At 66.7% G+C, this 23,758-nt stretch carries 25 protein-coding genes; 9 read left to right on the top strand and 16 right to left on the bottom strand.

Annotated features, from left to right (window positions below):
- Nucleotides 1-86: 86 nt before the first annotated feature.
- The 4 genes from mftG to mftA all read right to left on the bottom strand — a co-directional run bounded on the left by mftG (nt 87) and on the right by mftA (nt 4,921).
- Entirely contained in the window at nt 87-1,541 is a 1,455-nt protein-coding gene (gene mftG / locus ACFWF1_RS19160) for a mycofactocin system GMC family oxidoreductase MftG (RefSeq protein WP_379281192.1), read from the bottom strand.
- Nucleotides 1,542-1,574: 33 nt separating this feature from the next.
- Nucleotides 1,575-2,975, bottom strand: a complete 1,401-nt coding sequence (mftF, locus tag ACFWF1_RS19155) for a mycofactocin biosynthesis glycosyltransferase MftF (protein WP_379281193.1) — start codon at nt 2,973-2,975, stop codon at nt 1,575-1,577.
- Between the two features lie 230 nt (nt 2,976-3,205).
- Nucleotides 3,206-4,759 carry a mycofactocin radical SAM maturase gene (gene mftC, locus ACFWF1_RS19150; RefSeq protein WP_379281194.1) on the bottom strand — a complete coding sequence of 518 codons (1,554 nt, stop codon included), beginning with the start codon at nt 4,757-4,759 and terminating at the stop codon, nt 3,206-3,208.
- A gap of 15 nt (nt 4,760-4,774) precedes the next feature.
- Nucleotides 4,775-4,921, bottom strand: a complete 147-nt coding sequence (mftA, locus tag ACFWF1_RS19145; RefSeq protein WP_357385684.1) for a mycofactocin precursor MftA — start codon at nt 4,919-4,921, stop codon at nt 4,775-4,777.
- A gap of 300 nt (nt 4,922-5,221) precedes the next feature.
- Between mftA and mftR2 the strand changes: the two genes are divergently transcribed.
- Together mftR2 and ACFWF1_RS19135 are read left to right on the top strand one after the other, a co-directional pair.
- Entirely contained in the window at nt 5,222-5,845 is a 624-nt protein-coding gene (mftR2, locus tag ACFWF1_RS19140; protein WP_379281195.1) for a mycofactocin system transcriptional regulator MftR2, read from the top strand.
- A gap of 61 nt (nt 5,846-5,906) precedes the next feature.
- Nucleotides 5,907-6,962: a 2Fe-2S iron-sulfur cluster-binding protein gene (locus tag ACFWF1_RS19135; RefSeq protein WP_379281196.1), complete on the top strand. Its 1,056-nt coding sequence runs from the start codon at nt 5,907-5,909 to the stop codon at nt 6,960-6,962.
- Between the two features lie 62 nt (nt 6,963-7,024).
- Here the strand turns inward: ACFWF1_RS19135 and ACFWF1_RS19130 are convergent, their stop codons facing one another.
- From ACFWF1_RS19130 to ACFWF1_RS19120, 3 genes are all read right to left on the bottom strand, one after another.
- A complete protein-coding gene (locus tag ACFWF1_RS19130) occupies nt 7,025-7,765 on the bottom strand; it encodes a DNA alkylation repair protein (RefSeq protein ID WP_379281197.1) in 741 nt (246 codons plus the stop codon).
- 28 nt (nt 7,766-7,793) lie between these two features.
- Nucleotides 7,794-8,555, bottom strand: coding sequence for a glutamate racemase (locus ACFWF1_RS19125; protein ID WP_379322196.1), 762 nt, complete (start codon nt 8,553-8,555; stop codon nt 7,794-7,796).
- 107 nt (nt 8,556-8,662) lie between these two features.
- Nucleotides 8,663-9,874 (bottom strand): NAD(P)/FAD-dependent oxidoreductase, encoded by a 1,212-nt coding sequence (locus ACFWF1_RS19120; protein WP_379291855.1) that lies wholly within the window; start codon nt 9,872-9,874, stop codon nt 8,663-8,665.
- Between the two features lie 154 nt (nt 9,875-10,028).
- Here ACFWF1_RS19120 and ACFWF1_RS19115 point away from each other — a divergent pair, with 154 nt between their 5' ends.
- The 3 genes from ACFWF1_RS19115 to ACFWF1_RS19105 all read left to right on the top strand — a co-directional run bounded on the left by ACFWF1_RS19115 (nt 10,029) and on the right by ACFWF1_RS19105 (nt 12,085).
- Nucleotides 10,029-10,388, top strand: coding sequence for an SPW repeat protein (locus ACFWF1_RS19115; protein WP_379291853.1), 360 nt, complete (start codon nt 10,029-10,031; stop codon nt 10,386-10,388).
- Nucleotides 10,388-11,053, top strand: a complete 666-nt coding sequence (locus tag ACFWF1_RS19110; protein WP_379291851.1) for a TetR/AcrR family transcriptional regulator — start codon at nt 10,388-10,390, stop codon at nt 11,051-11,053. Before ACFWF1_RS19115 ends, ACFWF1_RS19110 begins: the two co-directional genes overlap by 1 nt.
- Nucleotides 11,054-11,140: 87 nt before the next feature.
- Nucleotides 11,141-12,085 (top strand): hypothetical protein, encoded by a 945-nt coding sequence (locus tag ACFWF1_RS19105; protein ID WP_379291850.1) that lies wholly within the window; start codon nt 11,141-11,143, stop codon nt 12,083-12,085.
- Nucleotides 12,086-12,088: 3 nt separating this feature from the next.
- Here the strand turns inward: ACFWF1_RS19105 and ACFWF1_RS19100 are convergent, their stop codons facing one another.
- The gene (locus ACFWF1_RS19100) at nt 12,089-12,919 is read right to left on the bottom strand and encodes an alpha/beta fold hydrolase (RefSeq protein WP_379291849.1); all 831 of its coding nucleotides are present in this window, start codon (nt 12,917-12,919) and stop codon (nt 12,089-12,091) included.
- A 147-nt stretch (nt 12,920-13,066) separates the two neighbouring features.
- Between ACFWF1_RS19100 and ACFWF1_RS19095 the strand changes: the two genes are divergently transcribed.
- Together ACFWF1_RS19095 and ACFWF1_RS19090 are read left to right on the top strand one after the other, a co-directional pair.
- The gene (locus ACFWF1_RS19095) at nt 13,067-13,735 is read left to right on the top strand and encodes a hypothetical protein (protein WP_379291848.1); all 669 of its coding nucleotides are present in this window, start codon (nt 13,067-13,069) and stop codon (nt 13,733-13,735) included.
- A 50-nt stretch (nt 13,736-13,785) separates the two neighbouring features.
- Nucleotides 13,786-14,388: a DUF4232 domain-containing protein gene (locus ACFWF1_RS19090; protein ID WP_379291847.1), complete on the top strand. Its 603-nt coding sequence runs from the start codon at nt 13,786-13,788 to the stop codon at nt 14,386-14,388.
- On the opposite strand, the gene tuf is transcribed toward ACFWF1_RS19090, so the two are convergent.
- From tuf to hppD, 8 genes are all read right to left on the bottom strand, one after another.
- Nucleotides 14,366-15,568: an elongation factor Tu gene (gene tuf, locus ACFWF1_RS19085; protein ID WP_379322195.1), complete on the bottom strand. Its 1,203-nt coding sequence runs from the start codon at nt 15,566-15,568 to the stop codon at nt 14,366-14,368. The two genes, ACFWF1_RS19090 and tuf, sit on opposite strands and share 23 nt — an antisense overlap.
- Before the next feature lie 116 nt (nt 15,569-15,684).
- Nucleotides 15,685-17,787 (bottom strand): elongation factor G, encoded by a 2,103-nt coding sequence (fusA, locus tag ACFWF1_RS19080; RefSeq protein WP_379291846.1) that lies wholly within the window; start codon nt 17,785-17,787, stop codon nt 15,685-15,687.
- 136 nt (nt 17,788-17,923) lie between these two features.
- Nucleotides 17,924-18,394, bottom strand: a complete 471-nt coding sequence (gene rpsG, locus ACFWF1_RS19075) for a 30S ribosomal protein S7 (protein ID WP_150399709.1) — start codon at nt 18,392-18,394, stop codon at nt 17,924-17,926.
- 1 nt (nt 18,395) lies between these two features.
- The gene (gene rpsL, locus ACFWF1_RS19070; RefSeq protein ID WP_019049359.1) at nt 18,396-18,770 is read right to left on the bottom strand and encodes a 30S ribosomal protein S12; all 375 of its coding nucleotides are present in this window, start codon (nt 18,768-18,770) and stop codon (nt 18,396-18,398) included.
- Nucleotides 18,771-19,039: 269 nt separating this feature from the next.
- On the bottom strand, nt 19,040-19,606 hold the full coding sequence (locus ACFWF1_RS19065) for a DUF3558 domain-containing protein (protein WP_379291845.1): 567 nt from the start codon (nt 19,604-19,606) through the stop codon (nt 19,040-19,042).
- A gap of 11 nt (nt 19,607-19,617) precedes the next feature.
- Nucleotides 19,618-20,145, bottom strand: coding sequence for a DUF3558 domain-containing protein (locus ACFWF1_RS19060; RefSeq protein WP_379291844.1), 528 nt, complete (start codon nt 20,143-20,145; stop codon nt 19,618-19,620).
- 174 nt (nt 20,146-20,319) lie between these two features.
- A complete protein-coding gene (locus tag ACFWF1_RS19055) occupies nt 20,320-20,526 on the bottom strand; it encodes a hypothetical protein (protein WP_379291843.1) in 207 nt (68 codons plus the stop codon).
- A 69-nt stretch (nt 20,527-20,595) separates the two neighbouring features.
- A complete protein-coding gene (gene hppD, locus ACFWF1_RS19050; RefSeq protein ID WP_379291862.1) occupies nt 20,596-21,795 on the bottom strand; it encodes a 4-hydroxyphenylpyruvate dioxygenase in 1,200 nt (399 codons plus the stop codon).
- Nucleotides 21,796-21,982: 187 nt separating this feature from the next.
- On the opposite strand from hppD, the gene ACFWF1_RS19045 reads away from it, so the two are divergent.
- Nucleotides 21,983-22,507, top strand: a complete 525-nt coding sequence (locus ACFWF1_RS19045; protein ID WP_357385651.1) for an Lrp/AsnC ligand binding domain-containing protein — start codon at nt 21,983-21,985, stop codon at nt 22,505-22,507.
- Between the two features lie 69 nt (nt 22,508-22,576).
- Nucleotides 22,577-23,737 (top strand): low temperature requirement protein A, encoded by a 1,161-nt coding sequence (locus tag ACFWF1_RS19040; RefSeq protein ID WP_379291842.1) that lies wholly within the window; start codon nt 22,577-22,579, stop codon nt 23,735-23,737.
- Nucleotides 23,738-23,758: the final 21 nt, after the last annotated feature.

The raw sequence follows: 23,758 nt of genomic DNA, 5'->3' as shown, positions 1-23,758 counted from the left end.
CCTCGGTACCGGCGGATGTCTGGGTTTGTCCGCCAGGTCACACCGGGTTTGTACCCCTTACAAATGTGACCTACCCGTCTTCCACTTCACCGCCCCAGATGGTCCGCGACGTTTTCCGCGATCATCACCGTGGTCGCCTGCGGACCGCGGCTCAACGGCACCGGGACGACGGAGAGATCTATCACCGACAAACCGGTCAGGCCGTGCACTCGGCACAACTCGTCCACCACCGCCCGATCGTCGTCCGCCCAGCCCATCCGGCAGGTTCCGGAGAGATGTTGCGAGGTAGCCAGATTCGCGTGCAGCCAGGCATCGGCGGTTTTCGACGGCTGCGGCATCGGGTCGGTGCGCAGCTGTGCGGACATCCGGTGCAGCACCTCCGCTGCCGTCGCGACCACGCCGCGCAGCCGGGTCCGATCGTGCTCTGCCGAGAGATACCGGTGCTCGATCACCGGTGGCGTCGCCGGGTCGGCCGAGCGCAGCCGCAACACGCCCGCGGACTGGGGCCGCATCAGGGCGATGCCGAGGCGCTGCACGCCGGGTGTGAAAGCGACCGTGTACGGCCGGATTTCGATGTCGTCCAGTTCCAGCACGTATTCCAGTGGGACGGTTGCCCGTTCGGGTGCATCGAGCCAGTATTCGAGACCGATCTCGGGGTGGTCGGTGAACCAGGCCCCGACCGGTGCGGGCCGCACGACCGGGATATCGAGTGCCCGAAGATGTTCGGCGTTGCCGACGCCGGAACGCAGCAGCAGCGCGGCGGATTCGATCGCGCCCGCACTGAGCACGATGTGGTCTGCCCAGATGGTTTCGGTCCGGTCGTCGTGGATGACATCGACACCGACCGCGTGGGTACCGCGAAAACGGATGCGTACCACCGTCGTTGCCTCCTGAACCGTGAGGTTCGGCCTGGACAACGCGGGCAACAGGTAGCCGGCTGCGGTGCTGACCCGTCGACCGTCCTCGATGTTGCAAGGCACCACGCCGACACCGTCGGCGTCCGAACTCGCGTTCAGATCGGATATGGCCGGAAAGCCAACTGCCGCACAGGCAGTGGCGAACTGCTCGCTCAGCGGTACAGGATTCGTGCTGCGGCGCACTGGAATCGGGCCGGACCGTCCGTGCCAGGGATGGTCGCCGAAGTCGACGTCGCGTTCCGAACGGCAATACGCCGGTAGCACCGAATCGAACGACCACGTCTTCGACGAATCCAGCTCACGGCTCCACGCTTCGAAGTCCGCAGCGGTGGCCCGCACGAAGTAGCTGCCGTTGACCGCGCTGGACCCGCCGATCACCTTGCCGCGCACTATGTTTCCCGCAACCCCGGGGTGAGCGAGGGTGACCGGATAGCGCCACAGCCATGACGCGTCCGCGCCGACCGGCAGGCTGGTGGCGTCGAGCAGCTCGGCGGGAAATCCGTCCAGCGCGCGCCACAGCCTTCCGGCTTCCAGCAATCGGACAGTGTGGTCCGGATTCTCACTCAGCCGCGCCGCGAGCACACAGCCCGCGGTACCGCCCCCGACGATGAGCGTGTCGGTCATCCGAACCCTGTCCGATCAGTGTGACCGCGCCGATCAGTGTGACGGCGCAGTAGGTTTCAGCGATTCCGGGCTGCGCGCGCGGAACGCGCCGACCCAGAGACCGGTGCCGTAGGCGATGTCGTCGAGCCGCTTGTACGCCACATAGCGCACCGGATCGAGACCACCGGCATCGCGATGGGTGAACCAGTCGGCCAAGCCGTCCGCGACCGCCATGGTGATCGCGATGCGCCGAATCCGCCGCGATACCAGCATCGCCAGCAGCGTCACCGGCCAGTAGTGCCTGCACATCGCCGAGGCCAGCCGCCACAGCCCGGCGAAGAAACCGCGGGACAGGTAGATCGCCGCGATCCGCGTCGGGTTGTCCAGCTCCGCGAAGACCCGGCGTAGTCGGACCAGCGCGGTGACCAAGGTGATCACCCCGCCGATCAGTCCCCACTTCGACAGCGTGGCGAACAGGAACGCGGCCAGCATGGTCCAGGAGGGCAGCGACAGCGGCGAGACCATGCCGGGATGGCGCTCGCCGAGCGGCGCTGCGCCCGTGCCGTAGAACATCTTTCGGCCGAACCAGGCCCGGAAGGAGACCCGGTGATCGTGCGCGACATGGGCGGCGGGCTCGTAGCGCAGCCGCCAGCCCGCCTGCTCGAGCCGCCAGCACAGATCGACATCCTCGGCGACCAGCATCGACTCGTCGAAGCCGTCCTGGGCCAGCAGTGCCCGGCGGCGCACCAGCAGCGCGGCGCTGGGCACGTAGGAGACCAGTCCGTGCGACTGCACGGCGGCCTCCCGCCTGCCCAGGTCCAACGAGGAGCGGGTGTGCTCGTAGCGGGCCAGGGCATTGGACTCCGGGTCGAGCGCGACGATCCGCGGGGCGACCAGCGCCACCTCCGGATCGCTGAAGTGGCCGAGCATCACCTCGAGCCAGCCGCTGCGCGGGACCACGTCGGAATCGAGGAACGCGACGAAGTCGGTTGTCGCGGCCTTCAATCCGGCGTTGCGCGCGGCGGCGGGGCCCTGCTTCTCGTCGTGCCGCAGCACGGTCACCCGGCAGCGGGTGCCGCGGTCGCGCGGGATCTGCACCGGCTGGTCCGAGCCGTCGTCGACCACGATGACGTTGTGCCCGCGCAGTGCCGCGAGCAACCGGGCCAGGCCGTCGGCGTTGTTGTGCAGCGGCACGATGACGGTGACGTCCTCGGGCGACGGGAGCAGCCGGGGACGCGGGTTGGCAACTCCGGAGTCGAGCAGCCGTCTGGCAACGGTCGCGGACTTCGGGCCGGTCACCTCGAGGTACCCGTCGCCGATCATCTCGGCGGCCTCCGGGGCAAGTCGCAGCAACCGGGCGGGCGAGCCGCCGATCAGCACGCGCCCTCCGGAGTATGCGCGTACCCGTGGATCAATCCGCACCCCGAATCCGTCGGGCAGGCGATCATGGCGCATTCCTGGCATGCTAGGCGGAGATTCGCGCGTAAGCATCATCAGCTCGGTTAAAAGGACAGAATTCCGCACGAAACCGCGTCGCTCGACCCACTGACACGTGTTGCGGCAGACGATGAAGCGCCGAGTTTCGCTCGAAACCAGCATCCGGCAACGCGACGGCAACCGGCCGGTCGGAACCGGGAGGCGACCGCCGCGCGACTAGCAGCATCCGACTGGCTACTCCCATGACATCAGGCGAGCGGGTTCTCGTCACAGGCCCGAGCCGGCGGACGAACAGGCGGAAATACGCTCGGGCGCGTCACGGACAGTGTCAGTGGCACCGGCGCGGGTTTGCGCGCACCCGCCCGCGGCGTCACCCGCCGGGAGTGGTCGACCGACGAGCGCGGGATCAACCGCGCGGTGTCGGCCAGCGCCGCCTCGCCGTAGCCCTGGACGCATTCCGGGTCGGGCCCGTCGGCGGGCAGGCCGGTGAAGAACTTGGCCGCCATGCAGCCGCCGCGGCAGGAGTCGTAGTGGCTGCACGACGCGCACGCGCCGCCGCCGCTCGGCTCACGCAGTTCCGCGAACAGCGCCGAGTCGTGCCAGACCGCGCGAAAACCGCCGTCCGACACCACATTTCCGGCGTGGAACCGGTCATGGATGGCGAACGGGCAGGCGTACACATCGCCGAGCGGATCGACCAGGCAGACCACCCGGCCCGCCCCGCACATGTTCAAACCGGGCAGCGCCTGGCCGAACGCGGACAGGTGGAAGAACGAGTCACCGGTGAGTACGCCGTCGCCGTTGCGCACCAGCCAGTCGTAGAGCACCCGCTGCTGCTCCTGGGTCGGATGCAGGTCGTCCCACACGTCCGCGCCGCGGCCGGACGGGCGCAGCCTGGTCAATCGCAAGGTGGCGCCGTACTTTTCGGCGATGGCCCGGAACTCGTCGAGCTGGCCGATATTGTGCCTGGTCGCCACGACGGATACCTTCGCGTCGCGGAAGCCCGCTGCCGCAAGGTTTTCCAGCGCGCGGATGGCCATGTCGTAGGAGCCGGGACCGCGCACCGCGTCGTTCACCGCGGCGTCGGCGCCGTCCAGCGAAATCTGTACGTCGACATAGTCACTCGCGGCCAGCCGCGCGGCCACCTCCGGGGTGATCCGAACTCCGTTGGTGGAGAACTTCACTCCGACGTGGTGTGCCGTCGCGTAGTCGACCAGCTCCCAGAAGTCCGGGCGCACCGTCGGTTCGCCGCCGCCGATGTTCACGTAGAAGATCTGCATGCGCTCGAACTCGTCGATCAGCGCCTTGCACTGCTCGGTGCTCAGCTCCCGCGGATCGCGGCGACCGGACGAGGACAGGCAGTGCACGCACGACAGGTTGCAGGCGTAGGTGAGTTCCCAGGTGAGGCAAATCGGTGCGGCCAAACCGCTTTCGAACCGATCGACCAGACGCACCGCCGCGTCGGACGGCGGGACCACCCCCGCCGTCGACGGCGCGGGCGCGGTGCGCACGGCGGCGGGCGCCAGCGGAGCATCGGCGGGCGCACCGACGATCATGTCGGAATCGACAAGCTGGGTCAGCGCTTTCACGTACTGCGCGACGTTGGCGCCGGAGACGCCCGCCGCCTGTATCGCCGTGCGGGCCGAGGTGTGCGCAGGCAACGACCGCACGATCTCGACGATCCGCGGGCTCTTCAGGAAGGAGAGCTTGCGGGTGCCGAAGTGGTAGAGCAGCGCACCGAACGGTTCCGGCCGCAGGGCCACCCTCGGATGCAGCTGCCATCGGGTATCGAGATCGAGCATGGTCTCCACCGCCTGTCAGTAAACGCCGCACATGCCGTCGATGGACACCTCTTCGATGAGGGTCTCCTCGATCAGCGGTGTGGCGTCCTCGTGTGCCTCGACTGTGCCGACCGTTCCCGAGTGGTCGGTGTCGGCGTGTCCGTTGGATCCGTATTCCGGCATCTCTACCTCCGAGCGAGCGATCCGTGACCGCGACCACCCGATCGTGGCCGCGATCACACGATAACGTCATTCGCTGACAAAATGGAACCTGTTCCTCCGCGTTTATTCGATCAAGGCCTACAAAGACGGCCCTCCAGCACTCGACCAGATCGAATATTGCAGGTCCGTGGTTCCGCCCAGTCGAACGCACAGCGAACCAGCCAGAGCCACGCCCTCTAGACTTCGGATGGAAAGCAGCTGAACAGGACGTGACGGGCGACACGCGCCCGCGGTGGTAGAGGTGGCATGGGAGTCGGACGAATGCAGGCGAGCGGAGGCGGCAACACCCTGTCGGAGTCCGAGATCGTCGAGGCCGCGCTGCGGGTGGTCCGCGAGGACGGCGTGGAGAAGCTGTCGATGCGACGGCTCTCCCGGGAACTCGGGGTCTCGCCGATGGCGCCGTACTACTACGTCGCGGACAAGCGCGAGCTGCTCGACCTCGTCGCCACCGCCGCGCTGACCGGAGTACGCACGCCACCAGCGGAATCCGGCCCGTGGCAGCGCAGGCTGCGCGACCTGATCGACCAGATCGACGACAAGCTGCGCAAGCACCCCGGCCTCGGCGATGTGCTGATCGAGCAGATGCTCGGCAAGCAACTCGACCTGATCGCTGCCATCATGGAGATCCTGTTCGAGGCGGGCTTCAACGATCGCAACGTGCTCGCCGCGTACGCCACCATCCACACCTACCTGTTCGGCCGCAGCCGGGTGAATCCGCGCGATCGCGCGCCGCTGTCCGACGTCGCGCTGCCCGAAGCCGTCGAGCGCGCCACCAAGCACATGGCCGACCTGCGCGGTAAGTACGCCTACGACTTCGGCATGGAGGTGCTGATCTCCGGTCTGGAGGCTCAGCTTGTCCGGCAGCCGGAGTCCGACGTACGATAAAACTGAAACACGTTCTAGTTTTGGCGCGGTGCGGCGGCCCGGCCTGGTTCGAGAGGACGACATGACCACAGTCGAGGTTCCACACGGCTCGCGTTCCGTGGTGCTGCGGGTTGCCGCGGTCATCACCGAAACGGCCGATACCTGCTCGCTGGTCTTCGATGTCCCCGACGAGATGTCCGAGCGGTTTCGCTACCACCCCGGCCAGTTTCTCACCCTGCGCATCCCCAGCGAGCGGACCGGCTCGGTGGCGCGCTGCTATTCGCTGGCCAGCTCGCCGTTCACCGATGATCAGCCGAAGGTCACCGTCAAGCGGACCGCCGAAGGCTACGGCTCGAACTGGTTGTGCGACAACCTGAAAGCGGGCGACTCGCTCGAAGTCCTGCCGCCCTCAGGCGTTTTCACGCCCAAGGACCTGGACGCGGATCTGCTGCTGTTCGGCGCGGGCAGCGGCATCACGCCGGTGATGTCGATCCTGAAGTCAGCGCTCGCGCGCGGCAACGGCCGAATCGTGTTGGTGTACGCCAATCGGGACCACGAATCGGTGATCTTCGCCGCCGAACTGCGCGAGCTGGCGGACAAGCATCCGCAGCGGCTGACCGTGATCCACTGGCTGGAATACCTGCAGGGTCTGCCGACCGCCGACGCGCTGGCCACCCTGGTCGCCCCGTACCAGGGCTACGAGGCGTTCATGTGCGGGCCGAAGCCGTTCATGGATCGGGTGCACGACGCGCTCGGTCAGCTCGGCGTGCCGCGCTCGCGCACGCACGCCGAGGTGTTCAATTCCCTTGCCGGAGACCCGTTCGCGGATCAGACGCCGGTCGAAGTGTCCGACGAGGAGGCGGCCGGCGCGGCGACGGTCGAGGTGGAACTCGACGGCGAGGTGCACGAGCTGAAGTGGCCGCGCAAGCAGACGCTGGTGGACATCATGCTGGCCAAGGGACTCGACGTGCCGTACTCCTGCCAGGAGGGCGAATGCGGTTCGTGCGCGTGCACGGTGCTCGAGGGCAAGGTCGAAATGGACAATGCCGAGATCCTCGACCCGGAGGACATCGAGAACGGCTACATCCTCGGCTGCCAGGCACATCCGGTGACAGATCACCTCAAGATCCAATTCTGAGCCGCGCGCCGGTTCGCTTGCCGCGCACGGAATTGCTGGATGGATCGTGCGCGGGAAGCGAGTTACTGCGCGCGGTAGTGCGCCCGGACAGCGGCGTCGAGGTGCTCGGTGGCGTAGCTGAGGGCGGTACGGCCGAGGTCGGCGGCGTGCTTGTCGAGGAAGGTGGTGAGCAACCGCTGATCGATGCGTTTGCCGACCTCGCGCAGCATCCAGCCGAGCGCCTTCTGGATGAGGTCGCGGCGGTCGTCGAGCAGGCGCTCGGACAGTTCGAAAGTGGTTGTGGCGTCGCCGGATTTGATGAACGCGAAGGTGGACAGCAGCGCAACGCGGCGCTCCCACAACGATTCCGCGGCGGCCAGGTCGAAGAGCAGGTCGCGCGGCTTGTCCAATAGCCATGGGCCGACGATGTTTTCGGCGGACGCGTCGACCAGGTCCCAGTTGTTCACCCGACCTCGGCGCACGGCGGCCAAATAGCGCTCGACCATCTCCGCGCGGGCCGCGTCGTCGAAGGTCTTCGGCTTGGACGCCTTGGCGAACCTGGCGTTGAGGATGATCAGTCCGGCGAACCGGTCTTCGTGCACGGGACTGTCCAGCAGTGCGTCGATCTCGTCGAGCGACAGCGCCGCAAAGCGTTTCGCGATACCTCGGCTCGTCGGTACCCGCACGCCGATGAAGACGTCGCCCGCGCCGTACTCCCCCGGCCTGGTCTTGAAGAACCGCTGTAGATGGATCGCGTCCGCGGGATTCGCGACCGCGCGCAAGGCCGCCCGCACGTCCGCGGCGGTGAGCGCGGCCTCGGTCATCGAGCGAACTCCCTTCGGACGCGGCACTTCACGCCTGGGCGCCCAGGATTCGGCCGGATTCGAAGCTGGCGGCGCTGGCGGGCAGCACGCCCGGGCGTCCGCTGTTGCGCACGATCACCGCACCATTGCCGGGAGTGGGCCGGCCGAGCGCGTCCATCCGCCGGATGGTCTGTGCGGCAACGGCTTGCGCGCTGTCGAAGAGGCGGACACCGTCGGGCAGCGCGGCGACGATCGAGTCGATCACCAGCGGATAGTGGGTACAGCCGAGCACTACGCCTTCGACATCGTCGGGGGTCTGCTCGACGGCGCGGGCGATGGATTCACGGGCCGCGACCAGGTCGCCGCGATCGATCGAGTCCGCCAGGCCGTGGCAGGCCACGCCGACCACGTCCGCGTCGCCGCCGAACTTGGCGATCAGATCCGCCTGGTACCGGCTGGCGGTGGTCGCCGCGGTCGCCCAGACGGCCACCGAGCGACAGACGGCGGCCGCGGGTTTGATCGCCGGCACGGTACCGATAACCGGCACGTCGGGACCGACTTCCACCCGCACATGTTCCAAGGCGGTGACGCTTGCCGTGTTGCACGGAATCACGATCACCTCCGCGCCCAGCTCGATCGATGTGCGGGCGGTTTCGACCACGCGGTTGATCGTCCACCGGTCCGGCTTGGGTCCCCACGGTGCGCCGTCGGGGTCCAATTGCAGCAGCAGATCCACGTCCGGCCGCAGCTTGCGCAGCCAAGCGGAAGTGGGCAGCAGCCCGAGCCCCGAATCGATGAGCGCGACGATCACAGAGACAACCGTATTACAGTGCCTCGACGCGATTTGCGCGGCAGCGGTTCGACGGGCCACGACGGCCGCCGCGGCACCGGCCGACGGGGCCGGAGCGCGTGGCGAACTCAGCTCGGGGTGAGCAGTTCCGACACCGGAGCGCCCGCGGCGATCTTGGCCCTGGTCTTCATCACCCCGGCCGTCATGCCCGCGCCGACGACGCCGGTGAGCTTGCCGTCCTTGGCGTAATAGGCGAGGAATTTGCGGCCCTCGTCGACGACGAGGTGCACGTCGTCGGTGGCGGTCGGCGTGCCGAGGGCTTGGATCTTCACCTCGTACTGGTCGCTCCAGAAGTACGGCACCCTGGCCGCGGTCGGCGCAGCGGCGCCGAGCAATGCGCAAGCAACCAGGCGAGCCTGCTCGCCCGCGTTGGTCCAGTGTTCGATCCGCTTGCGGTGGCCGGCCTGGTGCAGCCAGGCGGCCACGTCGCCGACCGCCCAGACCCGTTCGGCCGAGGTGCGACCCACCTCGTCGGCCACGATCCCGCCGCCCGCCGCCGGGTCGGCGAGGGCGATGCCGGAATCGGCGAGCCATTCGGTGACGGGGCGCGAGCCGACGCCGATCACCACCAGGTCGGCCGCGACCTCGGTGCCGTCGGAGAGCACGGCGCCGCGCACCCGGTCGCCGTCGGCCAGCAGGGTGTGCAGGCCGGTGCCGCAGCGCAGATCGACGCCTTCTTCGCGGTGCATCCTGGCGACCAGCGCGCCGACTTGCTCGCCGAGCACCGAGGCGAGCGGGGTCGGCTGTGGCTCGACCAGTACTACCGGGACGCCGCGGGTGCGGAAGCTGGCCGCCAGTTCACAGCCGATGAAACCGGCGCCGACCACGAGTGCCGTTGTGGCCTCGGCCAATTCGGCGCGCAGTGCGGCGGCGTCGGCGTGGCCGCGCAGCACGTGCACGCCCTTCAGGTCGGGCAGGCCCGGCAAGCGGCGTGGGCGCAGGCCCGTCGCGATGATCAGTTGGTCGTAGTCGAGGGTCGACCCGTCGGCGAGGCGTACCCGGCGCGCGGCGGTGTCGACGCCGGTCGCCGCGGTGTCGAGGCGCAGGTCGATCTGCTTCTCGGCGAAGAACTCCGCGGGGCGCAGGGTGGTGTCGTCGGTTTCGCCGCGGACGAACTGCTTGGACAGCGGCGGCCGGTCGTACGGCAGGCGGGACTCGTCGCCGAGCAGAATCAGCGCTCCCTCGTATCCGGCGCGGCGCAGTTCCTCGGCGGTGCGCAGACCGGCGAGCCCGGCGCCGACGATCACGATCGGCGCGGAATCTGTTGCTGAAGGTGCCACGCAGCTCACCCTAACGTCTGCTTGGTTCAGTGCCGGAGTGAGCCCGCTCACTCGGCAATCGCTGTGCAATCGTAGCCGTTCCGATATTGATCGGGCGGTCAATCAGGTCTATACCGAGAGACAGGACATATTCCTGAGCCCAAGGAGGCACACCATGTTCACCGAAAGCCGCGCACAGGATTTCCTGGCAGTAGTGCTCGGAATCTTCGCCGCGCTGTCACCCCTGTGGTTGGAGACCACCGACAAAGCGATGTGGTCACTGGTCGTGCTCGGCGTGCTGATCGCGCTCACCGGCCTCGCGCAGATGTACCGGCCCGCACTCGGCGCGAACGCCGACTACGCGATGGGTCTGTTCGGCGTACTGCTGTTCATTTCCCCCTGGGCGATGGACTTCACCGATTACCGCGGCGCATCCTGGACCGCATGGGTAGTCGGGATAGTGACGGCGGTGGTCGCGGTAGCGGCGCTGCCGACGGTGTCGGGACGTCTGCACGGCGCGGCGACACACCACTGATGCAGATGCCGAAACCCGGTCGCCGGGCAGCAGCCCAGCGGCCGGGGAAGGAACCGAGGGCCGGGCGGCGGCGCAGCGCGAAGGTGGACGGCGACGCCCGGCAACTCATCCTCGACGCCGCCGAAAAACTCTTCGCGGCACAGGGATTCGACGCCACCGCGACGGCCGCCATCGCGGGTGCCGCCGGGGTGCCGAAAGGTCTTGTCTTCTACTATTTCCCGACCAAGGATTCGATCCTGTCGGCGCTGATGGACGAACGGGTGCCGGCGCATCCGATCGACGACATCGACACCGTGGTCGCGCCGGGCGATCCGGCCGCCAGCCTGGTGGCCCTCGATGCCGCGCTCAATCTGCGCGACCATCACTCCTCGGTGCTGCGGGTGATCATGTGGCGCGAGGCCGACACCCATCCCGCCGTGCGTCGCCAATTGCGCCAGCTGCGTGATCAATTACTGGATGTCACCGCGCGCGTATTGCAGGCGAGCGCGACCGTGCCGGTCCGCCCCGGTACGTTGCGCGCGTGCGCCGCCGCCTGGGTTTCGGCCATGTTCGCCATTGCCAGCACCGACCGGCTGCATGCCCTGGACGGCGTGCCCATTCCCACCGCTGAAGACCTGCTCAACGTCGCCCAGGTGGTTGCCGCGGGGATGACGCAGCTCGGCTGATATCCGAGTTATCCACAGGGTGCGTGTTATCCACATTCGGCGAGTGGTGGGTGTTTTCCGGCCGCGGCTTCGGTCAGGATCGCGGGTATGGATGCACCGCAACTGATCTCGCGTCGCCAGGCACTGGCCTCGGGGATATCCGATAGCGAATTGCAGCGGCTCTGTCGTTCCGGGCAGTGGCGGCGAGTACGCGCCGGGCATTACCTGAACGCACCGGAGCCAGAGCTCACCCCGGCGGGCCGCCATCTGATACTCGCTCTCGCCACCTGCGCGGCGATGTCGGATGATGCTGTCGCGAGCCATTGTTCGGCACTGGTCATTCACGGGCTGCCCACCTGGTCGTTGCCGCTGGAGCGGGTGCACGTGACGCGCAATCGAAGCAACGGCGGGCGGATCAGGAGACAGCTGATCCTGCATGCGGCGCTACTGGCGCCGGACGAGATCACCCTCGTCAACGGGCTGCGCGTCACGACCGTGCCGAGGACTGTCATCGATATCGCGCGCTCGGCGAGTTTCGAACAAGCCGTCGCGATCGGCGACAGCGCGCTGCGGCAGGGCCTCACCACCGCGGACGAACTGCGCGAACAGGTCTCGCATCGGCGACGACGCGGATCGATAAAGGCTGCGCGGGTGATCGACTTCCTCGACGGCCGCAGCGAGAGTGTCGGCGAATCCCGCAGCCGCGTGGCAATTCAGCAGGGCTTGTTACCGGCGCCCGAATTGCAGGCCCGGATCTTTACCGATGACGAAGTATGCGTCGGGCGGGTCGATTTCCTGTTTGCCGATCTGGGCGTCATCGGTGAATTCGACGAAAAGATCGAGCAACACAATGAGTTTCACCTGCCTACGCAATGGGCGACCACGGAACAGAACCGCGACGATCGGTTGCGCGCCCTCGGCTGGATTGTGGTCCGTTGGACCTGGGCCGACCTGGCCGATCCCGCACATCTGATCAGACGCCTCCGCGCTGCCGCCGACGCCGCGGCAGGTGTCCGACGCACCGGGCATTGGACTTCGACACCGAAGGTCTGAGATCTAGTTCAGTGGGGAATCGGCCGTGAGGAATTCGGTGACGTCGGCGGCGAAGCGCGGGTGCTTCAGGACGCCGACGTGGCTGGTGCCGGGGTAGATGAGCAGGCGGGAGTTGGGGATGCCGTCGGCGGTGTAGCGGAAGTTCTCGGTGCTGTAGGCCACGTCGCGTTCGCCGCCGATGACCAGGGTGGGTGCGGTGATCTCGCCCAGGCGGCCGGACAGGTCGAAGGCGTCTTCGGCGCGGAGGAAGGCGAGGGTGTCCGCGGGGTTCTTCGGGCGAGCGAGCGGGTCGATCAACCACAGGGCGGCACCGGCGACGCGGGCCAGCAGCGGCGACGAGATGGTGGTCGATGCCATGAGATGGAGTGCGCGGCGACCTGCGAATGCCGCTTCGCCGTAGCGGATCTGGCTCTCCTTGGCGAGGGGATCCAGCCGGTAGCCGGACGAGGCGATGATCAAGCGGCGGACCGCGGACGGGTGGTCGGCCGCGAGTTGCAGGGCAATCGATCCGCCCGACGAGACGCCGAGCACATCCACCGCTGCACCGAACTCGGCGCGCAACGCGTCCGCGTGCTCGGTCGCGATATCGGCCATCGTGGTGCCCATGGCCATGCCCGGCGCCCGGCCGACCGCGTACACCCGGAAGTGCCGGGCCAACGGCGCCAGCATGGCGATCTCCGAGTCGCGCATCCACCCGCGCGGATTCGCGTGGTCCGGCGTGAACCAGCGCAGGAACACCAGCGGTCGTCCGGCACCCATCGCGAGGTAGGGCATCCCGTGGCGCAGCGCGCCCGAAGTGACGGCGAGCTCGGTGGCGAGGCTGGACTTACGCATGCGTTCTCCGAATCGTCTGGTCTTGTTCTCGTTTCCGACGCTAACGGAGTGGATGGCCGCTCCGCGATGACCTCTGCGGTCATCGAATCACCTCGCGGCCGAACCACCACCGGATTCTGTTGCGACACAACGACTAGTGTGGTGGCCATGCGAATCGCGGCACTCGCTGCCTTAATCCTGATGCTGAGCGCCTGCTCCCAATCCACCTCGGGTCGGCCACAGCCCTCCCCGGACCAACCGCCGGTCACGTCGATCTCGACGCCTGCCTCGTCGACCCCGCAGAGCCCGGAAAGCCAGCTCAAGGACCGGATCAGCTGGGCGCAGGCGGGCAGCGCCGCCGATGCGAGCCATTACCATTCCGCGAGCACCGGCTCCGGCGCCGCCGCCGACTTGAAGAGCGACATCGCCTTCATCAGTCCCTCCGGAAAGATCAGCTGCATCACCGGAACCGAGTATCAGATCGACGGACTCGTCTGTGTAGTAAAACTGAAGAACCCGATCCCGAAGCCCGGCGACGGTTTCGGAAACTGGGACGGCGGCTACGTCAACTACGCGGGCCAGCGCCTGTCGGTCGGCCAATTCCGCGGCGACCCAGGCCTTTTCATCCACGGCGACGGACAGACCCTGCCGTACGACAGCAAGCTCACCATCGGCAACTACGTCTGCCGCATCGCGACCAGCGGCCTCACCTGCGTCAACCCGTCCACCAGGACCGGCGTGCAGATGAGCGACGACGGCATCGTCCCCTTCGGCTGCCTCAAGGAAGTGCCGGCTGCGGAGCGAGAGGTATCCGTCGGCCGATCCTTCAGCTGCTGACACTGGAACGAACCCATTGGAAACCCGGCGAACAGGACTAGGGTGACCACATGCGCGGCACTGCATTGGTCATCCTCGCTGCGGCCCTCCCCCTGACCGCATGCGGATCCTCCTCGCCGGACTCATCGACCACGGCCACCACCCCACCCGCGGCGGCGTCCAGCCACCGGACGCCGACCGTCGCCACCACACCGACTACCTCGGTCGTTGCCGCACCCGACGGCGTACCCCTTTGCGCCTCAGGTGATCTCACCGTCTCCCTCGGCCAACAGGGCGGAGCCGCAGGCTCCATCTACGTCCCCATCATCTTCACCAACACCGGCCCCACCCCCTGCGCCCTATCCGGCTACCCCGCCGTCTCCCTCGCCGCAGGCAACCCTCCGGCCCCACTCGGCCCGGAAGCCGAACCGGACAACACCGCCCCCGCCACACCCGCACCGGTCACCGTCGCCCCCACCGAGTCGGCCCACGCCATCCTCCGCTACTCCCAAGCCGGCAACTACGACTGCGAACGAGCCCCAGCCCAATACCTACTCATCCACCCCCCGAACCAACCAACCGCAGTAACCAAGCCCTTCACCGCGGAAGCCTGCATAAAACCCGCCTACCTCCTCCTCCACATCGACCCCATCAAGCCCGGCAAAGAAAACTAGGCCCGAAACGCCGAACGGCGCCGACGGTGCGGCCACCTTCACGGATCGCGAAACGCAGGCCCTCTTCCATGGCGATCGGCTGGATCAGCACGACCGACATTTCGGTGTTGTCGCCCGGCATGACCATCTCGGTGCCCTCGGGGAGGGTCACAACGCCCGTCACGTCAGTCGTACGGAAGTAGAACTGGGGACGGTAGTTGTTGAAGAACGGCGTGTGCCGGCCGCCCTCGTCCTTGGACAGGATGTAGGCCTGGCCCTCGAACTCGGTGTGCGGGGTGGTGGTGCCCGGCTTCACGATGACCTGGCCGCGCTCGACATCTTCGCGCTTGATGCCACGAACCAGCAGACCGACGTTGTCGCCGGCCTGGCCCTGGTCGAGCAGCTTGCGGAACATCTCGATACCGGTGACCGTGGTCTTGGTCGAGGTCGGCTTGATGCCGACGATCTCGACTTCCTCGTTCACGTTGACGATGCCGCGCTCGACGCGACCGGTGACGACGGTGCCACGACCGGTGATCGTGAACACGTCCTCGACCGGCATCAGGAACGGCTTCTCGGTGTCGCGGACCGGGTCCGGGATCGACTCGTCGACAGCGTTCATCAGCTCAACGATCGACTCGGTCCACTTCGGGTCGCCCTCGAGCGCCTTCAGACCGGAGACACGCACGACCGGCGCGTCCTCGTCGAACTCCTGGGCGGCCAGCAGTTCGCGGACCTCCATCTCGACGAGCTCGAGGATTTCCTCGTCGTCGACCATGTCCGACTTGTTCAGCGCGACCAGGATGTAGGGCACGCCGACCTGACGGGCGAGCAGCACGTGCTCGCGGGTCTGCGGCATCGGGCCGTCGGTCGCGGCGACCACGAGGATGGCACCGTCCATCTGCGCCGCACCGGTGATCATGTTCTTGATGTAGTCGGCGTGACCCGGAGCGTCTACGTGCGCGTAGTGGCGCTTCTCCGTCTGGTACTCGACGTGGGAGATGTTGATCGTGATACCACGAGCCTTCTCCTCCGGCGCCTTGTCGATCTGATCGAACGCGAACGCGGCGTTCAGATCCGGGTACTTGTCAGCCAGCACCTTGGTGATCGCTGCAGTCAGCGTGGTCTTGCCGTGGTCGACGTGACCGATGGTGCCGATGTTGACGTGCGGCTTCGTCCGCTCGAACTTCGCCTTCGCCACTGTGGTGTCCTCCTGGACTTGTTGGTGCGTGCAGTTGCAGCAGTGCGGTTATTACTGGGGTCGTGCTGACTCCCGGCAGATGTGGGGCAAGTCTTACACCTGCCCCGACATCGGTATTACTCGCCGGTCGCCTTGGCGATGATCTCCTTCGACACGTTGGCCGGAACCTCCGCGTACGAGTTGAACACCATGGAGTAGTTCGCCCGGCCCTGGGTCTTCGACCGCAGGTCACCGATGTAGCCGAACATCTCCGAGAGCGGAACCAGCGCCTTGACGACACGGGCACCACTGCGTTCCTCCATGGCCTGAATCTGGCCACGGCGGGAGTTCAGGTCGCCGATCACTTCGCCCATGTAGTCCTCGGGCGTGATGACCTCGACCGCCATCAGCGGCTCGAGGATCACCGGACCGGCCTTACGAGCCGCTTCCTTCAGTGCCTGGGAGCCGGCGATCTTGAACGCCATTTCCGACGAGTCGACGTCGTGGTAGGCGCCGTCGAGCAGGATCATCTTCAGGTTCACCAGCGGGTAGCCCGCGAGCACACCGTACTGCATGGCATCCTGCGCACCGGCGTCCACCGAAGGGATGTACTCGCGCGGAACGCGACCACCCGAGACCTTGTTCTCGAACTCGTAGGTCGCGCCGTCTTCGCCGACGAACGGCTCGATGGCGATGATGACCTTCGCGAACTGGCCGGAGCCACCCGTCTGCTTCTTGTGGGTGAACTCGAGCTTCTCGACCTTCTTGGTGATCGTCTCGCGGTAGGCCACCTGCGGCTTGCCGACGTTCGCCTCGACCTTGAACTCGCGCCGCATGCGGTCGACGAGGATGTCGAGGTGGAGCTCGCCCATGCCGCCGATGACGGTCTGGCCGGTCTCCTGGTCGAGCTTGACCGAGAACGTCGGGTCTTCGCGCGCCAGCTTCTGGATCGCGGTGCCGAGCTTCTCCTGGTCGGACTTGGTCTTGGGCTCGATCGAGACCTCGATGACCGGGTCCGGGAAGGTCATGGACTCGAGCACGACCTGGTTCTGCGCGTCACTGAGGGTGTCACCGGTGGTGGTGTCCTTCAGACCGATCACGGCGTAGATGTGACCGGCAGACGCGGTCGTGACCGGCATCTCCTTGTTGGAGTGCATCTGGAACAGCTTGCCCAGACGCTCCTTCTTGCCCTTGGTCGAGTTGACGACCTGGGCACCGGAGGCGACCTGACCCGAGTACACGCGCACGTAGGTGAGCTCACCGAAGAACGGGTGCACCGCGATCTTGAACGCCAGCGCCGAGAACGGCTCGTCGACGCTCGGCTTGCGGGTCAGCAGCTCGTCTTCCTTGCCGGGCACGTGGCCGGTGGTGGCCTCCACGTCCAGCGGCGAGGGCAGGTAGTCGATGACCGCGTCGAGCATGGGCTGCACGCCCTTGTTCTTGAACGCGGAACCACACAGCACCGGGTAGAGCTCGGAGCTGACCGTCATCTTGCGGATGGCGGCCTTGATCTCGTCGATCGTCAGCTCTTCGCCGCTGAAGTGCTTCTCCAGCAGGGCCTCGTCGGACTCCGCGACCGTCTCCAGCAGCTCCTGGCGGTAGATCTCCGCCTGGTCGGCCAGGTCGGCCGGGATCTCGACGATCTCGTACTCTTCGCCGAGCTTCGTCTCGCCCTTCCAGACCTTCGCGTTCATCTCGACCAGGTCGACGATGCCCTCGAAGTCGTTCTCGGCGCCGATCGGCAGCTGAATGACCAGCGGCTTGGCACCGAGACGGTCCTTGATGGTCTGCACGGTGAAGTAGAAGTCCGCGCCGAGCTTGTCCATCTTGTTGACGAAGCAGATTCGCGGCACGTCGTACTTGTCGGCCTGACGCCACACCTGCTCGGACTGCGGCTCGACGCCTTCCTTGCCGTCGAACACCGCAACGGCGCCGTCGAGCACGCGCAGCGACCGCTCCACCTCAACGGTGAAGTCGACGTGCCCGGGGGTGTCGATGATGTTGATCTGGTTGTCTTTCCAGAAGCACGTGGTAGCCGCGGAGGTGATGGTGATACCACGCTCCTGCTCCTGCTCCATCCAGTCCATGGTGGCTGCGCCATCGTGGACTTCACCGATCTTGTAGGTGATGCCGGTGTAGAAGAGGATGCGTTCAGTTGTGGTCGTCTTGCCCGCATCAATGTGGGCCATGATGCCGATGTTGCGGACCTTGTTCAGGTCGGTGAGCACGTCCTGTGCCACGGAAATCTTCCCCGCTCGTAGCTAGATGGGATTTTCGGGGACGACCCTGTGGTCGTCTCTGTTCAACGCCGACTGCGGCATGTTGCCGCCGCGGCCGACTGTGCCTCCCGACCCGAAACAACGGGCCGGGCAGACGTCACCAGCGGTAGTGCGCGAAGGCCCGGTTCGACTCGGCCATCTTGTGGGTGTCCTCACGACGCTTCACCGAGGCACCGAGACCATTGCTGGCATCGAGCAGCTCGTTGGCGAGACGCTCGACCATGGTCTTCTCGCGGCGGGCGCGGGAGTAGTTGACCAGCCAGCGCAGGGCCAGCGTGTTGGAACGGCCGGGCCGGACCTCGACGGGCACCTGGTAGGTGGCGCCACCGACGCGGCGGGGCTTCACCTCGAGGGCGGGCTTGACGTTGTCCAGCGCGCGCTTGAGGGTGACGACCGGATCGGTGCCGGTCTTGTCGCGCGCCTGCTCCAGCGCGCCGTAGACGATGCGCTCGGCGGTGGACTTCTTGCCGTCCAGCAGGATCTTGTTGACCAGCTGAGTGACCAGCGGGGACCCGTAGACCGGGTCGTTGATCAGCGGACGCTTGGGTGCGGGGCCCTTGCGTGGCATATCAGCTCTTCTCCTTCTTGGCGCCGTAACGGCTGCGGGCCTGCTTGCGGTTCTTCACACCCTGGGTGTCGAGCGAGCCACGGATGATCTTGTAGCGGACACCGGGAAGGTCCTTCACACGGCCGCCACGAACGAGCACCATCGAGTGCTCCTGCAGGTTGTGGCCCTCGCCGGGGATGTACGCCGTGACCTCGACCGCGCTGGTCAGGCGAACGCGCGCGACCTTACGCAGCGCGGAGTTCGGCTTCTTCGGGGTCGTGGTGTACACGCGAGTGCACACGCCACGACGCTGCGGGCTGCCCTTGAGCGCCGCGGTCTTCGTCTTGGAGACCTTGTCGCGGCGACCCTTGCGGACCAGCTGGTTGATGGTTGGCATAGACCGGCTTTCCTTATTAGTTACGCGGTGTCTGGAACTTCATGTCTGTGTCATCGAGCTTTCACTCGCACGTCCGGCCACGTTTTACGTGCCCCGAGGTCGGGCGTGTCGCGCGCGGTGTAGGGCCCGAATTGCGGGCACGCTTGAGGTGTCAGCCGCTTTCGCTGGCCTACGGTCACGCACGAACTTGCCCGTATGCTTCCGGGCACAGCGATCCACGATACTCGTGGTCGCGACACAGGGTCAAAGCGGGGTGGCTCGAGACCCCGCTACCTGGCCAGGTTCAACGTCAACTCTACGAGTTTCTTCGCGCCCGCGCACGGATCCGGATGCGCGGACCCCGCACGATAGTTGATCCAGAACCCGATCACGCCTTGGTCCGCCGCGCCCGCGCTGACGCCGCAAGAGTCCGGATCGTTCGGCCGCCGTATCTCCAACCCGCGCCGGCCCTGCACGGTGATGTTGTTGGTGGTGTAGCCGAGCTTGTCGTTGTTGGCCTTCTCGTTGTTCAGTGAGCCGATCTCGTACCAGTTCAGCGTGACCATGGCACCGCCGCCGGGTGCGCCGAGCGCGTACCACATGCAGACCGCGCCGTAGAACGACGGCTCCGGAGTGGTCCCCTTGGCACCGACCGCATCCGCGATCTGGTCGAGCGAGACGATTTCGCACTCGCGCAACAGCTTGTCGAAGTTGGTATTGACCGTGTCGCCGGTCCCCGAACCCGCGGGGTGCGCCGACCCGCTGACGGTCTGACCACAGCCGGAAGAAGTGACCGCAATTGTCAACAACGCGATGGTGGACAGTATTCCGCGCATCGAGCCACGACGTAGTTTCATCCCGCGCCCTCCTACTGCAGCCGTTGCACGGTCAACTCGGCCATTTTGCGAACTCTGCCACACGGGTTGTCATGAGACGAGTAAGGCGGAAAGGACATCGACCACTCGAAGAAGTCATCACCCAGCTGCACCGCGAGGTCACAGATGTCGCCGCTCGGGTCGAGCGCCTGCCACCCTGCGCGCCCGCCGACGTCGATCGTCTCCGGATTGCGCCCCTGGGTGGACACCCAGGCCTTCTCCCGAGCGATCGGACTGCCCCGATAGGACGCGAAGGTGACGCCGATCGAACCGACCCCGGCGGAGAGCCAATTGCACCCGACCGAATTCCGCAGCACCTGCGATACCTGACCGAGACCGCCCAGGTCGCGCACCTCATCGTCGGTGACGTGTCCGCACTCGCCCGCGAACGGGCCGAGCGTGGCCACCTTCGGCGGCGGCCGCAACGGAGTACTGGTGTTGTCCGAGTCGCCGCCGGAACCGCACGCGGAGAGCAGCAGCGTGAAGACCGTGCCCGTGACGATCGCCCACTTGGTCCGCATGCCCGAGACTCTACCGGCGCGCGGACCCCCGCGACCTGCACGGGCGATCACGTCGACGGGGTCAGATATCGGGGTGGCAAAGGCTGTGCGCCACAACACGGGTCGGCCGCTCGGGTCGTCGCCGAGAGAGCAGTCAACGCCTGTGCGGCGGCGACAGTGTTGCGGTTGTCAGCACTACCCGTTGGGGACGCGTAGTTCGTAGCCCTCGATCGCGTCGATATAGGTGCACTGGGCCGGGCCTGTCTTGTACTTCGACATGGCGCTCAGGCAGGCGTCGAGGGTGGGGTAATAGGTCGGGGCCGGATCGGCGTGGGCCGCCGCGCTCGCTATGAGGGCGAGCGCGACGGCCAGTGCGAAGGTGGCGGCAGATCTCTCGAGCACTGCGGCAGTCCCCTAAGCATCCGGCGAATGTCAAGGAGCGTACTGCCGGATACTCAGGGCCACAACCGATCACAGGTTGCCGCGGGCGTCCTGTTCGCGTTCGATCGCCTCGAAGAGGGCCTTGAAGTTGCCCTTGCCGAAGCCGAGGGAGCCGTGCCGCTCGATCAGTTCGAAGAAAACGGTCGGGCGGTCGGTGATCGGCTTGGTGAAAATCTGCAGCAGGTAGCCGTCTTCGTCGCGGTCGACCAGGATGCCGCGGCGCTGCAGTTCTTCGACCGGGACGCGCACGTGGCCGATCCTGGCGCGCAGTTCCGGGTCCTCATAGTAGGAGTCGGGGGCGTCGAGGAATTCGATGCCTTCGCGGCGCAGTGCGTCGACACACGTCAGGATGTCGCCGGTGGCCAGCGCGATGTGCTGGACGCCGGGGCCGCGATAGAACTCGAGGTACTCGTCGATCTGCGACTTCTTCTTGCTGACCGCGGGCTCGTTGAGCGGGAACTTGACCCGGTGGTTGCCGTTGGCGACGACCTTGCTCATCAGCGCGGAGTATTCGGTGGCGATATCGTCGCCGACGAATTCGGCCATATTCGTGAAACCCATGACGCGGCGGTAGAACTCGACCCACTCGTCCATCTGGCCGAGCTCGACGTTGCCGACCACATGGTCGATCGCCTGGAACAACCGGTTGGGCGCGCCCTCCCTCGGCTGGTAACCCGCGCGCCGGGTGATGTAGCCGGGCAGGTAGGGGCCGTTGTAGCCGGAACGATCGACCAGGGTGTGCCTGGTCTCGCCGTAGGTGGCGATGGCGGCGGACCGGACGGTGCCGAATTCGTCTGTCTCGTCATGTGGTTCGACGACGACGGTGGCGCCGTGCGTGCGCGCCCACTCGACGCAGCGATCCACATCGGGCACCTCGAGCGCGATGTCGATGACGCCGTCACCGTGCCGGTCGTGGTGCGCGACGAAGGGGCTGTCCGGGTCGACCGCGCCCTTGACCACGAAACGAGCGCCACCACTGCGCAATACGTACGCCTTGTGATCGCGATTGCCGGTCTCCGGACCGGAATAGGCCTCGAGGCGCATGCCGAAGGCGGATTCCAGGAAATGGGCGGTCTGTGTCGCGTTGCCGACGACCCAGACGAGGGCGTCCCAGCCGATCACCGGGAAGTTGTCGACGCTGGTGTCGTGGTCCACGAGACCGACGAGCTTGCGCAGCTCAGTGTCGGTGGGGTCGGTACTCGGCGCCGTGCTGGACCGGGCATTCGGCATCTGCTCGATGGTCATGCACCAAAGTAACCGTCAGGGTCGGCCGATAGGCAATAGCGGCGATTTTCGATAGACACTCTGGCGAATTCGGCTAGGAAGCACCCCGAAATGCTGGACAATTTGAATAGCATCAGCTGGCTGGTGCTATCCATGGCTGGAAGCCCAGCCTGTGCTCGGAACGGAGGCCGCCATGTCACGAACGCCGGCGAAACTTGACGAACTCGATCTCGCGATCCTGACCGCGATGCATGAATACCAGAAAGCGGGCATCCTCGAGCTGTCTCGGCGGACGCGGGTGGCCAGAGCGACCGTGCAGTCCAGGATCGGGCGGATGGAGGAATCCGGCGTCATCGCCTCCTACGACCCGCAGATCGACGTTACCGCGGCGGGTTTCGACGTACAGGCGTTCGTCACGCTGGAGATCGCGCAGGGCGCGCTGGACGCGGTAGCGGCCGAACTGGAAACGATCCCAGGGGTTTTGGAGGCCTACGCGACCACCGGCACCGGCGACGTGTGGTGCCGGATCGGCGCGGATTCGCACGCAGGCCTGCAGTCGGTCCTGCTGAGCATCGACCGGACCTCGTCGGTGGTGCGCTCGCACAGTGTCATCGTCTTGTCGACCGTGGTGCCGTTTCGCACGCTGCCGCTGTTGCGGACGCTCGATCCGGCGGGCAACACGAAGGCGCCCGCCTATCGCGCGGCGCACGAAAGGTAGCCGGGCCGTTTACGCTCGCTGAGCGGCGGTGCGGATGTCCGTCGCGGGAGATCGACTGCGAGACCGGTGATGAGCGAGACGACAACCGAATCCAGCCCGCACGCCCGGACCACCTGGGCCGAGCTGTTCTTCGACCTGGTGCTCGTCTTCGCGGTGACCCAGACCGCGCACGTGCTCGCCCACCACCCGTCGATCGGCTCGCTCGGGCACGCGCTGGTGCTGCTCGCGCCGCTGTGGTGGGGCTGGGTCGGGGTGACCGTGCTGGTCAACAATGTCGAGGAGACGCACGCGCAGCGGCTGGTGCTGTTCACCAGCGGCCTGTGCATCTTCCTAATGGCAGTGGCCGCGCCGGCGGCGCTCGATCAACCACGCGGCGCGGCAATGGTATTCGCGTCGGCGCACCTGGTGCTGCGGATCGTGCTGCTCATCGCGGCTATGCGGGCGCGCACGTTCGAGACGTCGATCAATCCGTTCAGCATCGGTCTGGTTACCGGAGTCGCGATCTTCGCGAGTGCGCCGCTGCCCGAACACCTTCGGCTGTGGGTATGGACGGGAGCGCTCGTCGTGCAACTGGGCGCGCCGCTGTTCTACAGCCGTGCGCTGCGTGGGAGAACTCTTGGCGTCTCGCATATTTCGGAGCGGTTCGGGCTGGTCGTCATCATCGCGCTCGGTGAGACGGTGATTGATGCCGGTGCGCAGGCCGCGTCGACAGGGTTGACGCTGCCGGTGGTGACCGCGCTGGTGCTCGGTTTCGTGGTCGGCGCCGGATTGTGGTGGCTGTACTTCCAATTCACGTCGAAGGTGATCGAGCACGCGCTCGCGACGCGGTCGTCGCCGGGGTTGATCATGCGAGACGTGTTGAGCTATGGGCATTTCGCGCTGGTGGCGGCGCTGGTGGCGGTCGCGGTCGGGCTCGGGCACGCGGCGGCGGATCCGGGGCACATCGCGCACGGGGTGGCGGCGGTGCTGGCGCCGGGTGGCGCGGCGCTGTTCGTCGGGACGTTCGTGTTCACCCGCTGGCGGACGGTGGGGGCGCCCGCGCTGGGGCGGGTATTCACCGCCGCCGCGCTCATCGCGGTCGCAGCGGTGTCGTCGTTGCTGCCTGCGATTGTCGTGGTCGGGCTGACCGCGGGCGTGCTCGTCGCGATCAATGTGTACGAGCATCTGCTCATCGGTTCGGGACGTCCGGTGCCCGAGTTACGGTTTCACCGCAAGGCAGCGGCGCAGTAGCGAAACAACCTGTTGCACTGC

The sequence above is a fragment of the Nocardia sp. NPDC060255 genome (assembly GCF_042727395.1).
GTDB lineage: Bacteria > Actinomycetota > Actinomycetes > Mycobacteriales > Mycobacteriaceae > Nocardia.
This window is presented reverse-complemented; position numbering and strand designations above follow the sequence as displayed.